The 15,419-nt window shown below is 74.5% G+C and carries 16 protein-coding genes; 7 read left to right on the top strand and 9 right to left on the bottom strand.

The genetic code is table 11. The features are described from left to right. Nucleotides 1–40: 40 nt before the first annotated feature. The 4 genes from ABEA53_RS13265 to ABEA53_RS13250 all read right to left on the bottom strand — a co-directional run bounded on the left by ABEA53_RS13265 (nt 41) and on the right by ABEA53_RS13250 (nt 5,235). Nucleotides 41–1,834 carry an exonuclease/endonuclease/phosphatase family protein gene (locus ABEA53_RS13265; RefSeq protein ID WP_345481723.1) on the bottom strand — a complete coding sequence of 598 codons (1,794 nt, stop codon included), beginning with the start codon at nt 1,832–1,834 and terminating at the stop codon, nt 41–43. A 159-nt stretch (nt 1,835–1,993) separates the two neighbouring features. Beyond that, nucleotides 1,994–3,712: an exonuclease/endonuclease/phosphatase family protein gene (locus tag ABEA53_RS13260; protein WP_345481722.1), complete on the bottom strand. Its 1,719-nt coding sequence runs from the start codon at nt 3,710–3,712 to the stop codon at nt 1,994–1,996. Nucleotides 3,713–3,917: 205 nt separating this feature from the next. Beyond that, complete coding sequence (locus ABEA53_RS13255) at nt 3,918–4,628, bottom strand: ferredoxin reductase (protein ID WP_345481721.1); 711 nt, start codon at nt 4,626–4,628, stop codon at nt 3,918–3,920. A gap of 13 nt (nt 4,629–4,641) precedes the next feature. Then, nucleotides 4,642–5,235 carry a sulfite oxidase-like oxidoreductase gene (locus ABEA53_RS13250; RefSeq protein ID WP_345481720.1) on the bottom strand — a complete coding sequence of 198 codons (594 nt, stop codon included), beginning with the start codon at nt 5,233–5,235 and terminating at the stop codon, nt 4,642–4,644. Nucleotides 5,236–5,305: 70 nt separating this feature from the next. Here ABEA53_RS13250 and moaA point away from each other — a divergent pair, with 70 nt between their 5' ends. Both moaA and ABEA53_RS13240 read left to right on the top strand, forming a co-directional pair. Then, a complete protein-coding gene (gene moaA / locus ABEA53_RS13245; RefSeq protein WP_345481719.1) occupies nt 5,306–6,364 on the top strand; it encodes a GTP 3',8-cyclase MoaA in 1,059 nt (352 codons plus the stop codon). Beyond that, a complete protein-coding gene (locus tag ABEA53_RS13240; protein WP_345481718.1) occupies nt 6,357–6,605 on the top strand; it encodes a MoaD/ThiS family protein in 249 nt (82 codons plus the stop codon). The genes moaA and ABEA53_RS13240 overlap by 8 nt, the downstream gene beginning before the upstream one ends. A gap of 129 nt (nt 6,606–6,734) precedes the next feature. On the opposite strand, the gene ABEA53_RS13235 is transcribed toward ABEA53_RS13240, so the two are convergent. From ABEA53_RS13235 to ABEA53_RS13220, 4 genes are read right to left on the bottom strand one after another with little or no spacing between them, the layout of a single operon-like run. Beyond that, a complete protein-coding gene (locus ABEA53_RS13235; RefSeq protein WP_345481717.1) occupies nt 6,735–7,148 on the bottom strand; it encodes a molybdenum cofactor biosynthesis protein MoaE in 414 nt (137 codons plus the stop codon). After that, nucleotides 7,145–8,149, bottom strand: coding sequence for a bifunctional molybdenum cofactor biosynthesis protein MoaC/MoaB (gene moaCB, locus ABEA53_RS13230; protein WP_345481716.1), 1,005 nt, complete (start codon nt 8,147–8,149; stop codon nt 7,145–7,147). Before moaCB ends, ABEA53_RS13235 begins: the two co-directional genes overlap by 4 nt. A gap of 22 nt (nt 8,150–8,171) precedes the next feature. Next, nucleotides 8,172–9,362, bottom strand: a complete 1,191-nt coding sequence (locus tag ABEA53_RS13225) for a molybdopterin molybdotransferase MoeA (RefSeq protein ID WP_345481715.1) — start codon at nt 9,360–9,362, stop codon at nt 8,172–8,174. Between the two features lie 3 nt (nt 9,363–9,365). After that, nucleotides 9,366–10,421 carry a ThiF family adenylyltransferase gene (locus ABEA53_RS13220; RefSeq protein WP_345481714.1) on the bottom strand — a complete coding sequence of 352 codons (1,056 nt, stop codon included), beginning with the start codon at nt 10,419–10,421 and terminating at the stop codon, nt 9,366–9,368. Between the two features lie 86 nt (nt 10,422–10,507). On the opposite strand from ABEA53_RS13220, the gene ABEA53_RS13215 reads away from it, so the two are divergent. Genes ABEA53_RS13215 through ABEA53_RS13200 form a run of 4 tightly spaced genes read left to right on the top strand, consistent with a single transcriptional unit; the run spans nt 10,508 to nt 13,239 of the window. Further along, nucleotides 10,508–10,933 (top strand): TOBE domain-containing protein, encoded by a 426-nt coding sequence (locus ABEA53_RS13215; RefSeq protein ID WP_345481712.1) that lies wholly within the window; start codon nt 10,508–10,510, stop codon nt 10,931–10,933. Further along, nucleotides 10,930–11,712 carry a molybdate ABC transporter substrate-binding protein gene (gene modA / locus ABEA53_RS13210; RefSeq protein WP_345481711.1) on the top strand — a complete coding sequence of 261 codons (783 nt, stop codon included), beginning with the start codon at nt 10,930–10,932 and terminating at the stop codon, nt 11,710–11,712. Before ABEA53_RS13215 ends, modA begins: the two co-directional genes overlap by 4 nt. Further along, nucleotides 11,699–12,514 carry a molybdate ABC transporter permease subunit gene (gene modB, locus ABEA53_RS13205; RefSeq protein WP_345481710.1) on the top strand — a complete coding sequence of 272 codons (816 nt, stop codon included), beginning with the start codon at nt 11,699–11,701 and terminating at the stop codon, nt 12,512–12,514. Before modA ends, modB begins: the two co-directional genes overlap by 14 nt. Then, on the top strand, nt 12,511–13,239 hold the full coding sequence (locus ABEA53_RS13200) for an ABC transporter ATP-binding protein (protein ID WP_345481709.1): 729 nt from the start codon (nt 12,511–12,513) through the stop codon (nt 13,237–13,239). Before modB ends, ABEA53_RS13200 begins: the two co-directional genes overlap by 4 nt. 36 nt (nt 13,240–13,275) lie before the next feature. Here the strand turns inward: ABEA53_RS13200 and ABEA53_RS13195 are convergent, their stop codons facing one another. After that, complete coding sequence (locus tag ABEA53_RS13195) at nt 13,276–13,914, bottom strand: MBL fold metallo-hydrolase (RefSeq protein WP_345481708.1); 639 nt, start codon at nt 13,912–13,914, stop codon at nt 13,276–13,278. Between the two features lie 141 nt (nt 13,915–14,055). On the opposite strand from ABEA53_RS13195, the gene ABEA53_RS13190 reads away from it, so the two are divergent. Next, complete coding sequence (locus ABEA53_RS13190) at nt 14,056–15,288, top strand: FUSC family protein (RefSeq protein WP_345481707.1); 1,233 nt, start codon at nt 14,056–14,058, stop codon at nt 15,286–15,288. The last annotated feature ends 131 nt before the right edge of the window (nt 15,289–15,419 follow it).

The raw sequence follows: 15,419 nt of genomic DNA, 5'->3' as shown, positions 1-15,419 counted from the left end.
GGGTCCACGAGGGCCTGCGGACCGGGCGTCGGTCTGCGGATCAGCGGGGGTCGCCGATGCCGATCGTCGCCAGCTGCATGTTGTGGTCCGTGCCCTGCACCGACTTGTCGAAGGAGCCGTCGCCGTTCAGGCGCAGCACGTTGGCGTACTGGAACGTGTACGGCGAGTTCTTCAGCAGGATGTAGTCGATCCGGCTCGTCTCGTACGGGTGCAGGTTCGGGCGCGAGCCGTAGCCCGAGTCGGCGCCGTCCTGCGGGCCCGAGCTGTTCGCGGTGCTGACCTTCATGCCGGTGCGGAGCGACTTCTTCGCGACCGCGGCCGCGTCGGACCAGCCGTCCGCGATGAAGGCCGGCTGCACGGCCTTCGGGCTGCGCGTCGCGTCGGAGTTCAGGTCGCCGCCGAAGACGACGGGCGTCCCGCCTGCGCGGCGGTCGATCGCGGCGAGGAGCCTCGTGACCTCCTCCGCGCGGGCGTTCACGACCGAGGTCGCGTCGCCGACGGGGAAGTGGGCGGCGACCGCGTAGAACTGGCGTCCGCTCGTCTTCACCTGCAGCTTCGCCCAGGTGATCCACCGGTCGGCGCCGACGGCGCCGTTCTGGTCCCACGGCGAGACGCCGAGGCCCTCGACGCCCGGCACGGAGCGGTCGGAGGGGCTCATCGCCGGCGCGTAGTAGCCGTGGTCGAGCAGCGACAGCTTCGCCGGGTCGTAGAAGACGTGGGCGCCGTTCGTGACCTTGCCGTCCCAGGCCGGCACGTCCATGCGGTCGAGCGCGCGGGCGTAGGTGTCCGTGTCGGCGAGCTTCAGGCCGTCGAGCCGCTTCGCGAGGTCGGCGACCTGGGTGTGGGAGGCGCAGAGGTACGGCTGCTTCCACGTGTTGCGGCAGTCGTCCGTGACGTTCGTCGCGAGCTCCGCGGTCATCAGCACGTCGGGATGCGGTGAGGTCGTGTCGATCAGCTTCGCGAGGCGGTCGACGCGCTGGTCCCACTGGTTCGTCCGGCTGTAGGACTTCGTCGCGCCGACGCTCTGCGTGTTGAGCTCCGCGACGGTCAACCGGTCGACGGCGGCGGCGGGCACGTCCTGCTTCGCGAAGGCCCACGTGCCGATCGGCGACGGCCGGTACTTGCGGGCGTAGTCGTAGCCCGTGCCGAAGGCGGTCGACGAGCCGTTCGACTGGACGACCTTGACCCAGACCGGGTTGCCGGTGCCCGCGCCGATGTACTGCCGGTAGGCCGCGGGCACGTCGACGGTGATCGAGCGGGTGGTCGCCGGGTACCAGGCCGAGTGGAAGGTGCGCTGCACCGTCGTCACGTCGGAGCCGGCGAGCACGCCGACCTTGAGCGCGCGGCCGCCGCCCGTCCAGGACACGGTCACCTGGTTCACGCCGGGGCCGGACGCCACCGACACGGAGGAGACCGGGTAGGGCACCCCCTTCGACGCCTTGGCGCTGACGACCGAGCTGCGCACGGCGGCGGGCGTGACGACGGGCCGGTTGGCGGTCACGCCGACGTAGTAGGCCGACCCGTTCCTGAGCTTCGTGATCTTGAGCGCCCGCTTCGACGTCGTCAGGACGCGCGCGTGGCTGAGGGAGCGCTTCGTCGAGATGCGCACGCTGTACGTCTTCGCGCCGGGCACGCCCGACCAGGCCGCGGTGATCGCGCCGTCGCCGGCGACGAGCTTCACCTTCGGCGCGACCGTGGCGGCCTCCGCCGGCGCGACGGCCGCGCCGCCGACGGCGACGGCGCCGAGGACGACCGCGGTCAGCGCGGTGCGGAGCCTGCGGTGCAGGCGGTGAGCGGACGCGCGCGGCAGCGCGGTCGGAGCGGTCGAGCGCAAGACGTTCCCCCCAGAGCGGATGCGAACCGCCAGGCTAGGCGCCACGCCGAGCGCCGAGGAGATCCGTCCGGCCCCCAGAGCGAGGGGGAGCGGAGCCCGACGCGACGGCAGGAGGGGGCCCGGACGCTCGTCCGGACCCCCTCCTGCCACCGCTCCGGATCAGCCGACCGGGTCGCCGATGCCGATCGTGGCGAGCTGCATGTTGTGGTCCGTGCCCTGCAGGGACTTGATGAACGTCCCGTTCCGGTGCAGGTGCAGCACGTTCGCGTAGCCGAAGGTGTGGGGGCTGTTGCGCAGCAGGATGTAGTCGATGCGGCTGGTCTCGTAGGGGTGGCGGACGGGCTTCGAGCCGTAGCCCGGGTCCTTCGCGCCGATCTGCTTCCCGGAGCCGTTGGCCGTGCTGACCTTCATGTTCGAGCGGAGCTTCTTCGCCGGCACCGCGGCCGCGTCGAACCAGCCGTCCGCGATGAAGGAGACCTGCGCCGGCTTCGGGTCCCTGGTCGCATCGCCGTTCATGTCGGCGCCGAGCACCATCGGCAGGTTCCCGGCCAGCCGGTCGAGCACGGTGACGAGCAGCTTGCTCTCCGCGTACCGCACCTTGACGACCGCGGCGGCGTTGCCGACGGGCAGGTGCCCGGCGACCGCGAAGAACTCACGGCCGCTGCTGTTCGTCCGCAGCTTGGCCCAGGTGAACCAGCGGTCGCCCTTGATGGCCGGGTTCGTCCAGCCCGGCACGCCGAGGCCGGTGACTTTGCCGAAGTGCACCCCCGGCGCGAGCCCGGGGGAGATGTAGCCCCAGTCGAGCACTGTGAGCTTCGCCGGGTCGTAGAACACGTGCGAGCCGTTCGTCACGTTGCCGTTCCACGTCTTCGACGAGTTCATCTGGTCGAGCACCCGGTCGTAGGCGTCGACGTCGGCGACCTTCAGGTGCGTGAGGCGCTTCGCGAGGTCGGCGACCTGCGTCGTGTTCCGGCAGGCGTAGGGCTGGCCGAGGTACGGGTGGTTCCGGCAGCTGCCGAGCTTGTTGGTCGCCAGCTCCGCCGTCATCAGCAGGTCCGGGTGGGCCTCGTCGATGTAGTCGGCGGCCCGCTGCGCGCGCGCGGCCCAGCGGTTCGTCGTCGAGTACCCGGCGGTGGCGCCCACGCTCTGGACGTTCAGCTCGGCGACCCGCAGCCTCGTGACGAGTGCGGAGGCGACGACGGCCTTCGCGAACGCCCACGAGCCGGCCGGCGACGGCCGGTACTTGCGCGCGTACGAGTAGGACGGGCCGAACGACGCGGAGGAGCTGTTCGACTGCACGACCTTGACGAACACGGGGTTGCCGCTGCCCGCGCCGAGGGTGGAGCGGTACTTCGCCGGCACGGTGAGCACGATCGAGCGCGTGGTGGCCGGGTACCAGGCGGAGTGGAACGAGCGGACGTCGGTCGTCACGTTGGAGCCCGCGACGACCGCGACCTTCAGCGCGCGGCCCCCGCCGCTCCAGGAGACCTTCACCTGGTTCGCGGCCGGCCCGGCGGAGACGGTGACCTTCTTCGTGGCGAAGGGCACGCCGCTCGCGGCGGCCGACTTCACGACGGCGCTGCGGACGCTCCGCGGCCCGTCCGCGGTGACGTCGACGAAGTATTGCGTGCCGTTCTTCAGCTTCCCGAGCTTGACCGTGCGGCTGGTCGTCGTGATCACGCGCGCGTGGCTGAGCGACCGCTTCTTCGACAGCCGCACCGTGTACGTCGTCGCGCCGGACACCGCGGACCAGGCCGCGGTGATGGCGCGGTTCCCGGCGACGACCTTCACGGCGGGTGCCGACGGCGCGGCGTCGGCCGGTGCGACCGCGACGGCGCCCGCCGCGACGACGGCCCCGAGCGACAGCGCTGCGAGCACGGCTCTGATCCGGCGGCGGTGCGCGCCTCGGCGCGTGGACGAGTGGACGGGTCGCATGTCGTTCCCCCAGAGCGATGTGGACGGCGCGACCATAAGCACAGTCCCAGCCGCGGGATCGGCCCCCAGAGTGAGGGGCGACCAGGCGGATCGCGGGCCGGACACGCGCAGCTGCACGGATCGCGGGGACCCCCAGTTCAGGGAGTTCTCAGCGGGTCGGGCCGAACCGCTCCGTCCGGATGCGCTCCTCCGCGTGCCCGATCGCGAGGAGTCCGTCGGACACGGCCTCCACGAATCCCGTCGGCCCGCAGACGAAGATCGACGGCTCGTCCGCCGGCGGCAGGGTCGACGCCTCCAGCTCGGCCCGGCCGATGCGGCCGGGGACCAGGTCGCTGCCGTTCGGCACGCGGCGGGAGTAGCGGAGGTCGACCTGCACGCCGTCGGCGGCGATCCGCGCCAGCTCGTCCCGGTAGTAGACGCGGTCCGGGTCGGTCGCGCCGTAGAGCAGGCGGAACGGGGTCGCCGACCGGGTCGCCTCCCGCGTGCGCAGCATGGACATCAGGGGCGCGACGCCCGAGCCGCCGGCGATCAGCTGCACCGGTCGGTCGCCCGACTCCGGCCGCCACACCAGCCAGCCGCCGATGGGGCCCCGCACCTCCAGTGCGTCGCCGACCTCGATGCCGTCGACGAGGTACGGCGAGACCTCGCCGTCGTCGAACCGCTCGACGGTCACCTCGAGCGGGTCCGCGCCCGCCGCCGACGACAGCGAGTAGGAGCGCTGCGCGGTGTAGCCGTCCTCCGCCGTCAGGCGGACGTCGATGTGCTGCCCGGCGAGCGGCGGGCGGAGGTCCGTCGCGGAGAGCCGCAGGCTGCGGGCGGTCGGGGTCTCGCGCTGCTCGCCGACGACCGTCGCCGTCACCCAGCGGTTCGGGTCAGGAATAGCGCTCCTCCAGCCACGGGTCCCCGTGCATGCTGTAGCCGAGGCTCTCCCAGAACCCGGCCTTGTCGCGCTCCATCAGCGTGAGGGAGTTCACCCACTTCGCGCTCTTCCAGAAGTACAGGTGCGGCACGAGCAGGCGGGCGGGGCCGCCGTGCTCGGGCGCGAGCGGCTTGCCGTCGAACTCGAACGCGATCCAGGCCTTGCCGCCGGCGAGGTCCGCCATCGGCAGGTTCGTCGTGTAGCCGCCGTAGCTGCCGGCCATCACGAAGCCGGCCGACGTGTCGACGCCGTCGAGCAGCTTGTCGACCGAGACGCCGCGCCAGGAGGTGCCGAACTTCGACCAGCTCGTCACGCAGTGGATGTCCGTGGCGATCGTCTCGGGGCCGAGCGCCATCAGCTCGTCCCAGGACCAGGACTTCGTCGCCCCGGACTCGGTGGTCAGCGTGAACGACCAGTCGGCCGTCTTGACGCGCTGGGTCGGGCCCGCGGTCAGCACCGGGAAGCCGTGCTCCTCGTACTGACCGGGCGGCAGCGCCGGGTTGGTGTCGCGCCGGCGGCCTCGGAAGCCGGGGGAGAAGATCGCCATGAGCGGTGTCCTTCCTGTCGGCACCATGCTTCCACGCGGACGCCCCTCCGCGTTGTGCGAGATTGGACCGGTGACCGCGGTGAACATCGGCATCCCCCGGGCCGTTCCCGCGGCGCCGGACACGAGCGACCGCCCGGCCGTGGCGGGGCTGCTGGACCGGTACGGCCGCACCGCGCACGACCTGCGGGTCTCGGTCACCGAGAAGTGCTCCCTCCGCTGCACCTACTGCATGCCGGAGGAGGGGCTGCCCGCCATCCCGCGGCACGCGCTGCTGACGCCCGCCGAGATCGGGCGCCTCGTCGGCATCGCCGCGCGCGACCTCGGCGTCCACGAGGTGCGGTTCACCGGCGGCGAGCCGCTGATGCGGCACGATCTCGCGGAGATCCTCGCTGCCACGCAGGCCGCGGCGCCCGGGCTGCCCATGGCGCTCACCACGAACGGCATCGGCCTCGACAAGCGGCTGCCCGCGCTGATCGCAGCAGGGCTCAGCCGCGTGAACATCTCGCTCGACACGGTCGACCGCGAGCACTTCGCGCGCCTGACCCGCCGTGACCGCCTGCCCGCGGTGCTCGCCGGCATCGCCGCGGCGCGCGAGGCGGGGCTCGACCCCGTGAAGGTGAACGCCGTGCTGATGCGCGAGACGCTCGACGGCGCCGCGGACCTGCTCGCCTGGTCCGTCGACGCGGGCGTGCACCTGCGCTTCATCGAGCAGATGCCGCTCGACGCCGACGGCGTGTGGTCGCGGGAGGCGCTGATCGACGCCGAGGAGCTGCTCGCGGCGCTCGGCACGCGGTTCGAGCTCGAGCCGATCGGCCGAGACGACCCCTCGGCGCCCGCGGAGCTGTGGCGCGTCGTCGGCACCGACGCGACCGTCGGGATCATCGCCTCCGTCACCCGCTCGTTCTGCCGCGAGTGCGACCGCACCCGGCTGACCGCCGAGGGCGCCGTGGCGTCGTGCCTGTTCGGCGACGAGGAGACCCCGCTCGCACCGCTGCTGCGCGGCGGCGCGGACGACGAGGCGATCGCGGACCTGTGGCGCGCGGCGATGTGGGGCAAGCAGGCCGGGCACGGGATGGACCGCGCGTCGTTCCAGCGGCCGATCCGATCGATGGGGGCCATCGGTGGCTGAGGCGACGGTGCTGGTGCGCTACTTCGCGGCTGCGGCGGAGGTGGCGGGCCGCGACGAGGAGCAGGTCACCGTCGAGGCGACCGCCGGTGCGCTGCGCACCTGGCTCGCCGACCGCTACGGCCCGGCGATGCAGCGCGTGCTCGACGCGGGCTCGCTGCTCGTCGACGGCACGGTCACCCGCGACCCCGCCCGCCCCCTCCGGGCGGCGGTCGACGTCCTCCCGCCCTTCGCCGGCGGCTGACTCCTTCTCCTGCTGCAGGAGCTGCGGCCGCTGATCCTCCTGCACGACGCGAGGCTGCGCGCCCGAGGCCGGTCCACGGCCGAGGAAGCAGCACAGGCTTCGATCCGCTCGTGGATCGAAGACCATGGACTACAGCCCGACCCACTCCGTGGTGCCGTCGGGGGAGTGCTGGCGCTTCCAGATCGGCACCCCGGCCTTGATCACGTCGACCAGCTCGCTGCAGGCGGCGAACGCCTCCGCGCGGTGCGGCGCCGCGACGGCGGCGACGAGCGCGACGTCGCCGATGCCCAGTGGGCCGATGCGGTGCACGGCACCGACGACGAGTCCCGTCGACGCGGCCACGCGCTCGCAGGCGGCAAGAAGGAACGCCTCGGCGTCCGGATGCGCGGAGTACTCGAGCCGGGTCACGGCGTGCCCGGAGTCGTGGTCGCGGATGACCCCGCGGAACGTCACGAGGGCGCCGTCCGCCCGGGTGAGCACCGCGGCCTCGACCTCGTCGGCGTCGATGGGCGCGTCGGTGACGACGGCGATCGCGACGCTCATGAGGCGGGGTGCGGCGTCGACTGGTGGGCGCCGTGCTCGTGGTCCGCCTCGCCGCGGACCTGGTGGCGGAGGTGCGGCAGCAGGTCCGCGAGCACGGTCAGCCCGTCGTCGACGCCGCCGGTCGAGCCGGGGAGGTTGACGACGACCGTGCCGTTCGCGAGGCCCGCGACGCCGCGGCCGAGGGCCGCGGTCGGCGTGCCCGCCCGCACGCGCAGCGCCTCCGCGATGCCGGGGAACGGGCGATCGAGCACCGCGGCCGTCGCCTCGGGCGTCCGGTCGGTGGGGCTGGGCCCGGTGCCGCCGGTGGTGATGAGCACGTCGGGGCCGTCGAGCAGCACGGCGCGGAGGCCTGCCGCCACGTCCGCGTCGGCGACGACCATCGGCTCGGGGGTCTCGAGGCCCTGCTCGCGGAGCCAGGAGGCGATGCGCGACCCGGTCGTGTCCGTGCGGGTGCCCGCCGCGGCGCCCGTGGAGACGACGAGGACCCGCCCGCCTCCCGTCCGCACCGCCTCCGGCTCCGCGCGCACCTGGTCGCGGGTCCAGCGACCGTGCTTGCCGCCGGTCTTCTCGATCAGCTGCACGTCGGTCAACGTGGCGGCCGGATCGACCGCCTTCACCATGTCGTGCAGCGTCAGCCCGGCGATGGTCACCGCGGTCAGCGCCTCCATCTCCACGCCGGTGCGTCCCGTCGTCGACACCCGCGCCTCGATCACGACCGAGTGCCCGTCGGGGCGGAGGTCGACCGTGACCGCGTCGATCGGCAGCGGGTGGCACAGCGGCACCAGGTCGCTCGTGCGCTTGGCGCCCGCGATGCCCGCGATCCGCGCGGTCGCGAGGGCGTCCGCCTTCGGCAGCCCGTCGGCCTGCAGCAGGCGCACGACCTCGGCCGTCGTCACCATCCGCCCGCGGGCAAGCGCCTCCCGCCGGGTCTCCGGTTTCGCACCGACGTCGATCATGCGGGCGCGCCCCTCGGCGTCGAGGTGCGTCAGAGAGCCGGCCATGCGGCCATTCTCCCCGCCCGAGTCAGAGAGGCAGGACGGAGACGGTGTCGCCGGTGGCGACGAAGTCGACCTCCTCGGGCACGTCGATGAGCGCGTCCGCGCCGGCCATCGCGACGATCAGGTGCGAGCCGGGTCCGCCGACCGGGTGCACGGTGCCGTCCTTCACGACGCCCCGCAGCCACTGGCGCTTGCCCTTCGGCGAGTGCAGCGCCGCCGCCAGCGGCATCGACTGCGGCAGGACCGGCGGCAGACCGACGGCCGCGCGCAGCAGCGGGCGGAGGAAGACGGTGAACGACACCGCCGCGGAGACGGGGTTGCCGGGCAGGCAGACGACCGGCACGCCGCGCACGGAGGCGGTGCCCTGCGGGCCGCCGGGCTGCATCGCGATCTCGGTGACGTCGGCGCCGAGCGGCTCGAGCACCTGGCGGACGACCTCGAAGTCGCCCTTCGAGACGCCGCCCGCCGTGACCACGAGGTCCGCGACGGCGACGGCGCGCTGCAGCGCCTGCTCGAACGCCGCCGGGTCGTCGGGCGTGAGGTCGACGAGCACCGCCTCCGCTCCCGCCTCCACCGCGAGCGACGACAGCGCGACGCCGTTCACGTCGTGGATCTGCCCGAGCGCGAGCGGGGCACCGGGTGGCACGACCTCCGCGCCGGTGGCCAGCACGGCGACGCGCGGTCGGCGGCGCACCGCGACCTCGGCGACGCCCGCTGCCGCGGCGGCCGCGAGGTGCCGCGGTGCGAGGCGGGTGTGGGCCGGGACGACGACGGTGCCGGGCAGCGCGTCGCTGCCCGCGTCGCGGACGAACGCGCCGCGCTCGACGGTGCGCAGCACGCGGACGCCGCCGTCCTCCTCCGCCGTCTGCTCCACGGGCACGATGCAGTCCGCGCCGTCCGGCACCGGTGCGCCGGTCATCACCTTGAGCAGGTGCCCCGGCTGCAGCACGGTCCCCTCCGACGCCGCCGCCGGCACGACACCGTCGACCGGCAGCACGACCGGCGCACGGCGCACGTCGTCCGCGCGGGCCGCGTAGCCGTCCATCTGCGCGTTGCGGAACGGGGGCAGCGGCCCGCTCGTCACGACCGGCTCGGAGGCGACCCGGCCGAGCGCCGCCGCGAGCGGGACCTGCTCGCTCTCGCGGCGGGCGAGCGTCGGGCCGACGAGCGCGGCGATGCGCGCCGCGTGCTCGTCGACGGTCCGGCGGCGAGCCACGGCTCAGTACCGCGGGACGTCGGGGTCGACGGTGCGGCTCCAGCCGTCGATGCCGCCCGCCATGGAGCGGACGCGGAGACCGGCGGCCTGCAGCACGCCCGCAGCGCGGAGGCTGCGGACCCCGCCGTGGCAGTAGGCGACGACCTCGCGGCCGGGGTCGAGCTCGCCGACGCGGTCGGGCAGCTCGCCCAGGGGGATCAGCACGGCGCCGGGCAGGGCCGCGATCTCCGCCTCCCACGGCTCCCGCACGTCGAGCAGGGTGACGTCGGCACCCGACTGCAGCAGCTGCTCGGTCTCGCTGGGCGAGATCTCCTCGATGTCCGGCATCTTCACCTGATCCTGGTCGGCGGGGTGGTCGTCGGCTGCACCGTACGCGATCGCTCGGACGGTCGCCGCTGCTGCGTCGAACACGAGCACCCGGCCCACGAGCGGCCGTCCGGCGCCCGTGAGCAGCTTGAGCGCCTCCGTGGCCATCGCTCCGCCGACCGTGGTGCAGAGGCTGGGCAGCACGCCGACCATCTCGCACGTCGCGACCGAGTCCGCCGCGGGCCGCACCGGGAACAGGTCGCGCCAGCGCGGGCCGTCGGGGGAGGAGACGCCGACCTGGCCGGTGAACCCGATCGCGGACCCCCACACCAGCGGGATCCCGGCCGCCTCGGTCGCGTCGTCGAGCGCGTACCGCGCGTCGAGGTCGTCCGTGGCGTCGACGACGAGGGTCGCGCCGACGACGAGGTCGCCCGCGTCCGCCGCCGTGATCCGCCGCACGACCGCTGTCGCGCGGCCGCCGAGGGCGGTCAGCCTCGCGGCAGCGACCTCCGCCTTGGAGGACCCGACGTCGCCGGGGCCGTAGAGCGTCTGCCGGTGGAGGTTCGTGATCTCGACGACGTCGTCGTCGACCACGACCACCTCGCCCACGCCCGACGCGGCAAGGACCGGCAGGACCGCGCAGCCGAGGCCGCCGGCGCCGACCACGGCGACCCTGGCGTCCTCCAGCCGCTGCTGTCCCGGCGCCCCGAACCCGGGGAGGAGGGCCTGCCTGGCGAAACGCGGATCGGGCACCGACCGATCCAACCACCGGCGACGGAGAGCCGCGGATGCGGTCGATAAGCTGCAGCAGTACCGCGGATGCGGTGGAGGAGGCGTTCGTGGTCGATCGGATCAGGCTCGCGGACGCGGCCGCCCTGCTCGGGGTGAGCGACGACACCCTGCGCCGCTGGGCCGACGCCGGTCGCATCGACGTGGACCGCGGCCGCGGACCGGCGACCGTCGACGGCGCCGAGCTCGCCTCGCTCGCCGCGCAGATCGCCGCCGAGTCGCCGCTCGCCCGCCTGCTGCCGGCGGAGGGCACCTCCTCCGCGCGGAACCGCGTGACGGGCATCGTCACCCGCGTGGTCCGGGACACCGTGATGGCGCAGGTCGAGCTGCAGGCCGGGCCCTTCCGCTTCGTGTCGCTGATGAGCCGCGAGGCGGCGGACGAGCTGCGGCTCGAGCCCGGCGCGATCGCGACCGCCTCGGTGAAGGCGACGACCGTGGTGATCGAGCACGCCGACCTGCGGCGGGACGCCCGATGAGGCGGCGCCTGCCGCTCGCGGTCGCTGCGGCCGTGCTCGTGACCGGAGCGCTCGCGGGGTGCGCGCAGGGCGCACCGGCCGCGACCCCTTCCGCCTCGTCCGGGCTCATGGGCGCCATCACCGTCGACGCGGCGGCGAGCCTCGACAAGGTATTCCCCGCGCTGGCGCGGTCGTTCGAGCGGCGGCACCCCGGGGCGACGGTGACCTTCAACTTCGGCGGCAGCTCGGCGCTCGCCGCCTCCATCGTCTCGGGTGCGCCGGTCGACGTCTTCGCGGCGGCGAGCACCACGACGATGCGCACGGTGCAGACCGCCGACCTGACCGCGGGCGCTCCGGTCGTCATCGCGCGGAACCGGCTCGAGATCGCGGTGCCGCCGGGCAACCCGGGAAAGGTGAGCGGCCTCCGCGACTTCGCCGACGCCGGGAGGACGATCGTCGTCTGCGACAGGACCGTGCCGTGCGGGGCCGCCGCGCAGCAGGTCTTCGCGCTCGCAGGGGTCACGGCGAAGCCCGACAGCTACGAGCCCGACGTGACGAGCGTCCTCACGAAGGTGGCGGGGAACGACGCCGACGCCGGCCTCGTGTACGTCACCGATGTGCGGGCGGCCGGCGCGAAGGTCGAGGGGATCCCGTTCCCGGAGGCGGAGCAGGCGATCACCGACTACCCGATCGCCGCGCTGAAGGGCTCGGAGCACGCGGCGCTCGCAGCGGCGTGGGTCGCCTGGGTGCGGGCGCACGAGCGCGAGCTGCGGTCGGCCGGGTTCCTTGCCCCGCAGTAGGCGGGACCCGCTGGCCCGCATCCCGCGCGCCGTGCTGGTCCCGGCCGCGATCGCGTTCCTGCTGCTCGTCGGACCGCTCGTCGCCCTGCTGGTCCGCGCGCCGTGGGCGCAGCTGCCCGCGCTGCTCGCCGGCACGGTGCTGCCGGCGCTCGGCCTGTCCCTCGGCACGGCTGCGGCGTCGACCGGGTGCTGCGTGCTGCTCGGGGTGCCGCTCGCCGTCGTGCTCGCCGGCGCGGACGCCTGGCCCGCGCCGCTGCGCCGTCTCGTGCGCGCGCTCGTCACCACGCCGCTCGTCCTGCCGCCCGTCGTCGGCGGTGTCGCGCTGCTGCTCCTGCTCGGCCGCGTCGGCCTGCTCGGCGGTCCGCTGTTCCAGGCGTTCGGGGTGCAGATCCCGTTCACCACGGCGGCCGTGGTCGTCGCGCAGACGTTCGTAGGGCTGCCGTTCCTCGTGCTCGGCGTGGAGGGAGCGCTACGGGGGGTCGACCGGCGGTTCGTGATCGCCGCGACGACGCTCGGCGCGGGACCGTGGACCCGCTTCACGCGGGTCGTGCTGCCGCTCGCCGCACCGGGTGTCGCGGCGGGCGCCGTGCTGGCCTTCGCCCGTGCGATCGGCGAGTTCGGCGCGACGGTGACCTTCGCCGGCAGCCTCCCCGGGGTGACCCAGACCCTCCCGGTCGCCGCCTACCTCGCACTGAACAGCGATCCGGACGCGGCGATCGCGATCTCCGTCGTGCTGATGGTGATCGCGCTGGTCGTGCTCGTCGCGCTGCGCGACCGCTGGCTGCAGGGGCTCGCGCGGTGAGCGGGGCGCTGGAGGCGGTGCTGCGCGTCGACCGGGGCGCCTTCGCGCTCGACGCCGCGCTCGCCGTGGCGCCCGGGTCCGTCGTCGCGCTGATGGGCCGCAACGGCGCGGGGAAGACGACGGCCGTCGCGGCGGTCGCGGGCCTCGTGCCGCTGGACGCCGGTCGCGTCGTGCTCGACGGCGCCGTGCTGGAGGACGTGGCGGCGCGCGCCTCCGTGCCGCCCGAGCGGAGGCCCGTCGGTGTCGTGCAGCAGCAGGCGGCGCTGTTCCCGCACCTCGACGTGCGCGCGAACGTCGCGTTCGGGCTGCGCACGCGCGGGATGCGGGGGAGGGCGGCGCGGGAGCGGGCCGACGCCCTGCTCGCCGAAGCGGGTCTCGCCGCGTTCGCAGATCGTCGGCCGTCGGCGCTGTCGGGCGGTCAGGCGGCGCGGGTCGCCCTCGTCCGTACGCTCGCGCGGGAGCCCGCGCTCGTGCTGCTCGACGAGCCGCTCGCCGCGATCGACGCGGAGCTGCGGCCCGCCCTGCGCGACGCGGTGCGCGCGCAGCTCGTCGGCTTCGCGGGCTCCGCGCTGCTCGTGACGCACGACGTCCGCGACGCCGAGGCGCTCGCGGACGAGGTGGTCGTGCTCGACGCGGGCCGCGTGGTGCAGCGCGGCTCGCTCGAGGCGCTGCGGCGGGACCCTGCGGCGCCGATCGTCACCCGCCTGCTGGCCGAGCAGTCCTGAGCGGGGCCCGGATCCGGAGGTCCCGGGCCCGAGCGATCAGGCCTGCAGGACGTCGCCCGCCTTCAGCGCGAAGTACTCGCCGCCGGCGGCCTCCGTGACCGCCTTGAGGCGGTCGTGCACGATGCCCTGCCCCGCGGCGGACAGCACGCCGTCGTGGGTGCCGAACGCGCGCTTGGGCGCGACCATGCTCACGAAGTCCATCGCCTCGCTGATCTTCAGCCACGGAGCGCCGGCGGGCGCGGCGAGCACGTCCACCTGCACGCCGAGCGGGATGTAGAAGGAGTCGCCCGGGTAGTAGAAGCGGTCGTCGACCAGCACGCCGACGTTCTCGACGACGGGCAGCGTCGGGTGGATGACCGCGTGGTTGCCGCCGAAGAAGCGCAGCTTCCACGGGCCGACCTCGACGGTCTCGCCCGGCGCGACGACGCGGACGTCGAGCCCCTCCGCCGCGCGGGCGACGCCGGACGGCGCCAGCACCACGGCCTTCGGGGAGGAGCTGAGGATCCGCTGCAGCTGGTCGCCGGTCCAGTGGTCGGCGTGCTCGTGGGTGATGACGACGGCGTCGACGTCCTGCAGGCCGAGGATCGGGTTGGTGAGGCCGCCGGGATCGACGACGAGGCGACGCCCCGCCTCCTCCAGGATCAGCGCGGCATGCTCGAGCTTGGTGATGCGCATGGCGAGAGCCAACCACCGCCGCGCCGAGCGTGCGCTGCGCGGGGGCCGCGTCCGGATCCGGGGAGGGGGCGCCTGACGGCTCGGTCGACGACGCAGCGGAGCGAGGGGCGGCGCCTGCGGGCGCGGCTCCGGGGCCGACGCGTGCTCGACTGGATCTGGCCGGCGCTGCCGTCGTCCTGGTCGGAGGTGCCGGCCAGGCTGCGACCCGCCGGCACGCAGATCTCGCGGCTGACCGTCGCCGCGGTCGTCGCGTACCTGGTCGCCAACGCGGTGTCGCCCGGCATCCACGACCTGACCGCACCGCTCACGGCGCTGCTCGTGGTGCAGGCGTCGACCGTCGGCACGCTGGTCATGGGGCTCGTCCGCGTCGGCGCGGTGCTGACCGGCGTACTCGTGGCCGTCGGGGTCACGACGTGGATCGGGCTGTCGTGGTGGAGCCTCGCCCTGGTCATCGCCGCGTCGCTGGTGCTCGCGAAGGTGCTGCGCCTGGGGGAGCAGTCCCTCGAGACGCCGATCAGCGCGATGCTCATCCTCGCCGCGTCGTCGCCGGGCACGGGCGCCGAGGTGCGAATCGTGAACACCCTCATCGGCACCGTCGTGGGGATCCTCTTCTCGCTGCTCGTGCCCGTCACGATCCCGAACACCGAGGCGGGGGAGGCGGTGCGCCGCGTCGCCCGCTCGCAGGCGGCGCTGCTCGCCGAGATCGCCGCGACCCTCGGCTCCCGCCCGCCGGAGGCGGAGGAGGTCGCGGCCTGGCTGGACTGGACCGACCACCTGACGTCGGACACGGCGGCCGCCTCCGACGCCGTCGTGACCGTGGAGCGCACGCGGAAGCTCAACCCGCTCGCCCTCACCACGGCGACCGTGCACCCCGTGCTGCGGGCGGCGCTCGACCGGCTCGACCGCGCGCTCGCGGCCGAGCGGGCGCTGCTCGTCGTGCTCGCGAAGGAGGCGCCCGACCGGGAGCGCGACGACGACCCGGCCGCGACTGAGCTGCGCCGCGCCTTCGCGGTCGCGCTGGACGACCTCGCGACCGGGCTGCGCGCGTTCGGCGACCTGGTCGGCGCCGAGTACGACGGCACGGAACCCGAGCGCACCGCGGCCCGCGAGCGCACGCTCGACGCGGTGCGGGAGGCGCGCGCCGTGCTGACCGAGCTCACCCTGCTCGACCTCGACCCGCGGCAGCGCCCGGACCTGTGGATGCTGCAGGGCTCCGTGCTCGCCTCCGTGGACCACGTGCTCGGCCAGCTCGACCTCGAGCGCGATGCGGCCGCCCCGCTCCTGCGATCCACGACGGTGCGCCGCGCGGTCGTGGACGCCGGCACCGTTCGGCGCTTCCGAGCCCGCGCGGCGGACCTGCTGCGCCGCCGCTGACCGCCTCTGTTCGATCGGGGCCCGGCGGTGTGGCATACTTGTCGACCGTTGCGCTGGTGCGCAGCACGCGGTCCCATCGTTTAGCGGCCTAGGACGTCGCCCTCTCACGGCGGTAACGCGGGTTCAAATCC

Source organism: Amnibacterium soli, assembly GCF_039544415.1.
Classification (GTDB): Bacteria; Actinomycetota; Actinomycetes; order Actinomycetales; family Microbacteriaceae; genus Amnibacterium; species Amnibacterium soli.
Note: the sequence above shows the minus strand (reverse complement) of the source record. Positions and strands in the feature narration are given on the sequence as shown.

Bases quoted from the DNA above. Each gene is read 5' to 3' on its own strand.
- ABEA53_RS13250 (WP_345481720.1), bottom strand. From the start codon at position 5,235: ATGGCGATCTTCTCCCCCGGCTTCCGAGGCCGCCGGCGCGACACCAAC.
- moaCB (WP_345481716.1), bottom strand. From the start codon at position 8,149: ATGGCCGGCTCTCTGACGCACCTCGACGCCGAGGGGCGCGCCCGCATG.
- ABEA53_RS13195 (WP_345481708.1), bottom strand. From the start codon at position 13,914: ATGCGCATCACCAAGCTCGAGCATGCCGCGCTGATCCTGGAGGAGGCG.
- modA (WP_345481711.1), top strand. From the start codon at position 10,930: ATGAGGCGGCGCCTGCCGCTCGCGGTCGCTGCGGCCGTGCTCGTGACC.
- ABEA53_RS13235 (WP_345481717.1), bottom strand. From the start codon at position 7,148: ATGAGCGTCGCGATCGCCGTCGTCACCGACGCGCCCATCGACGCCGAC.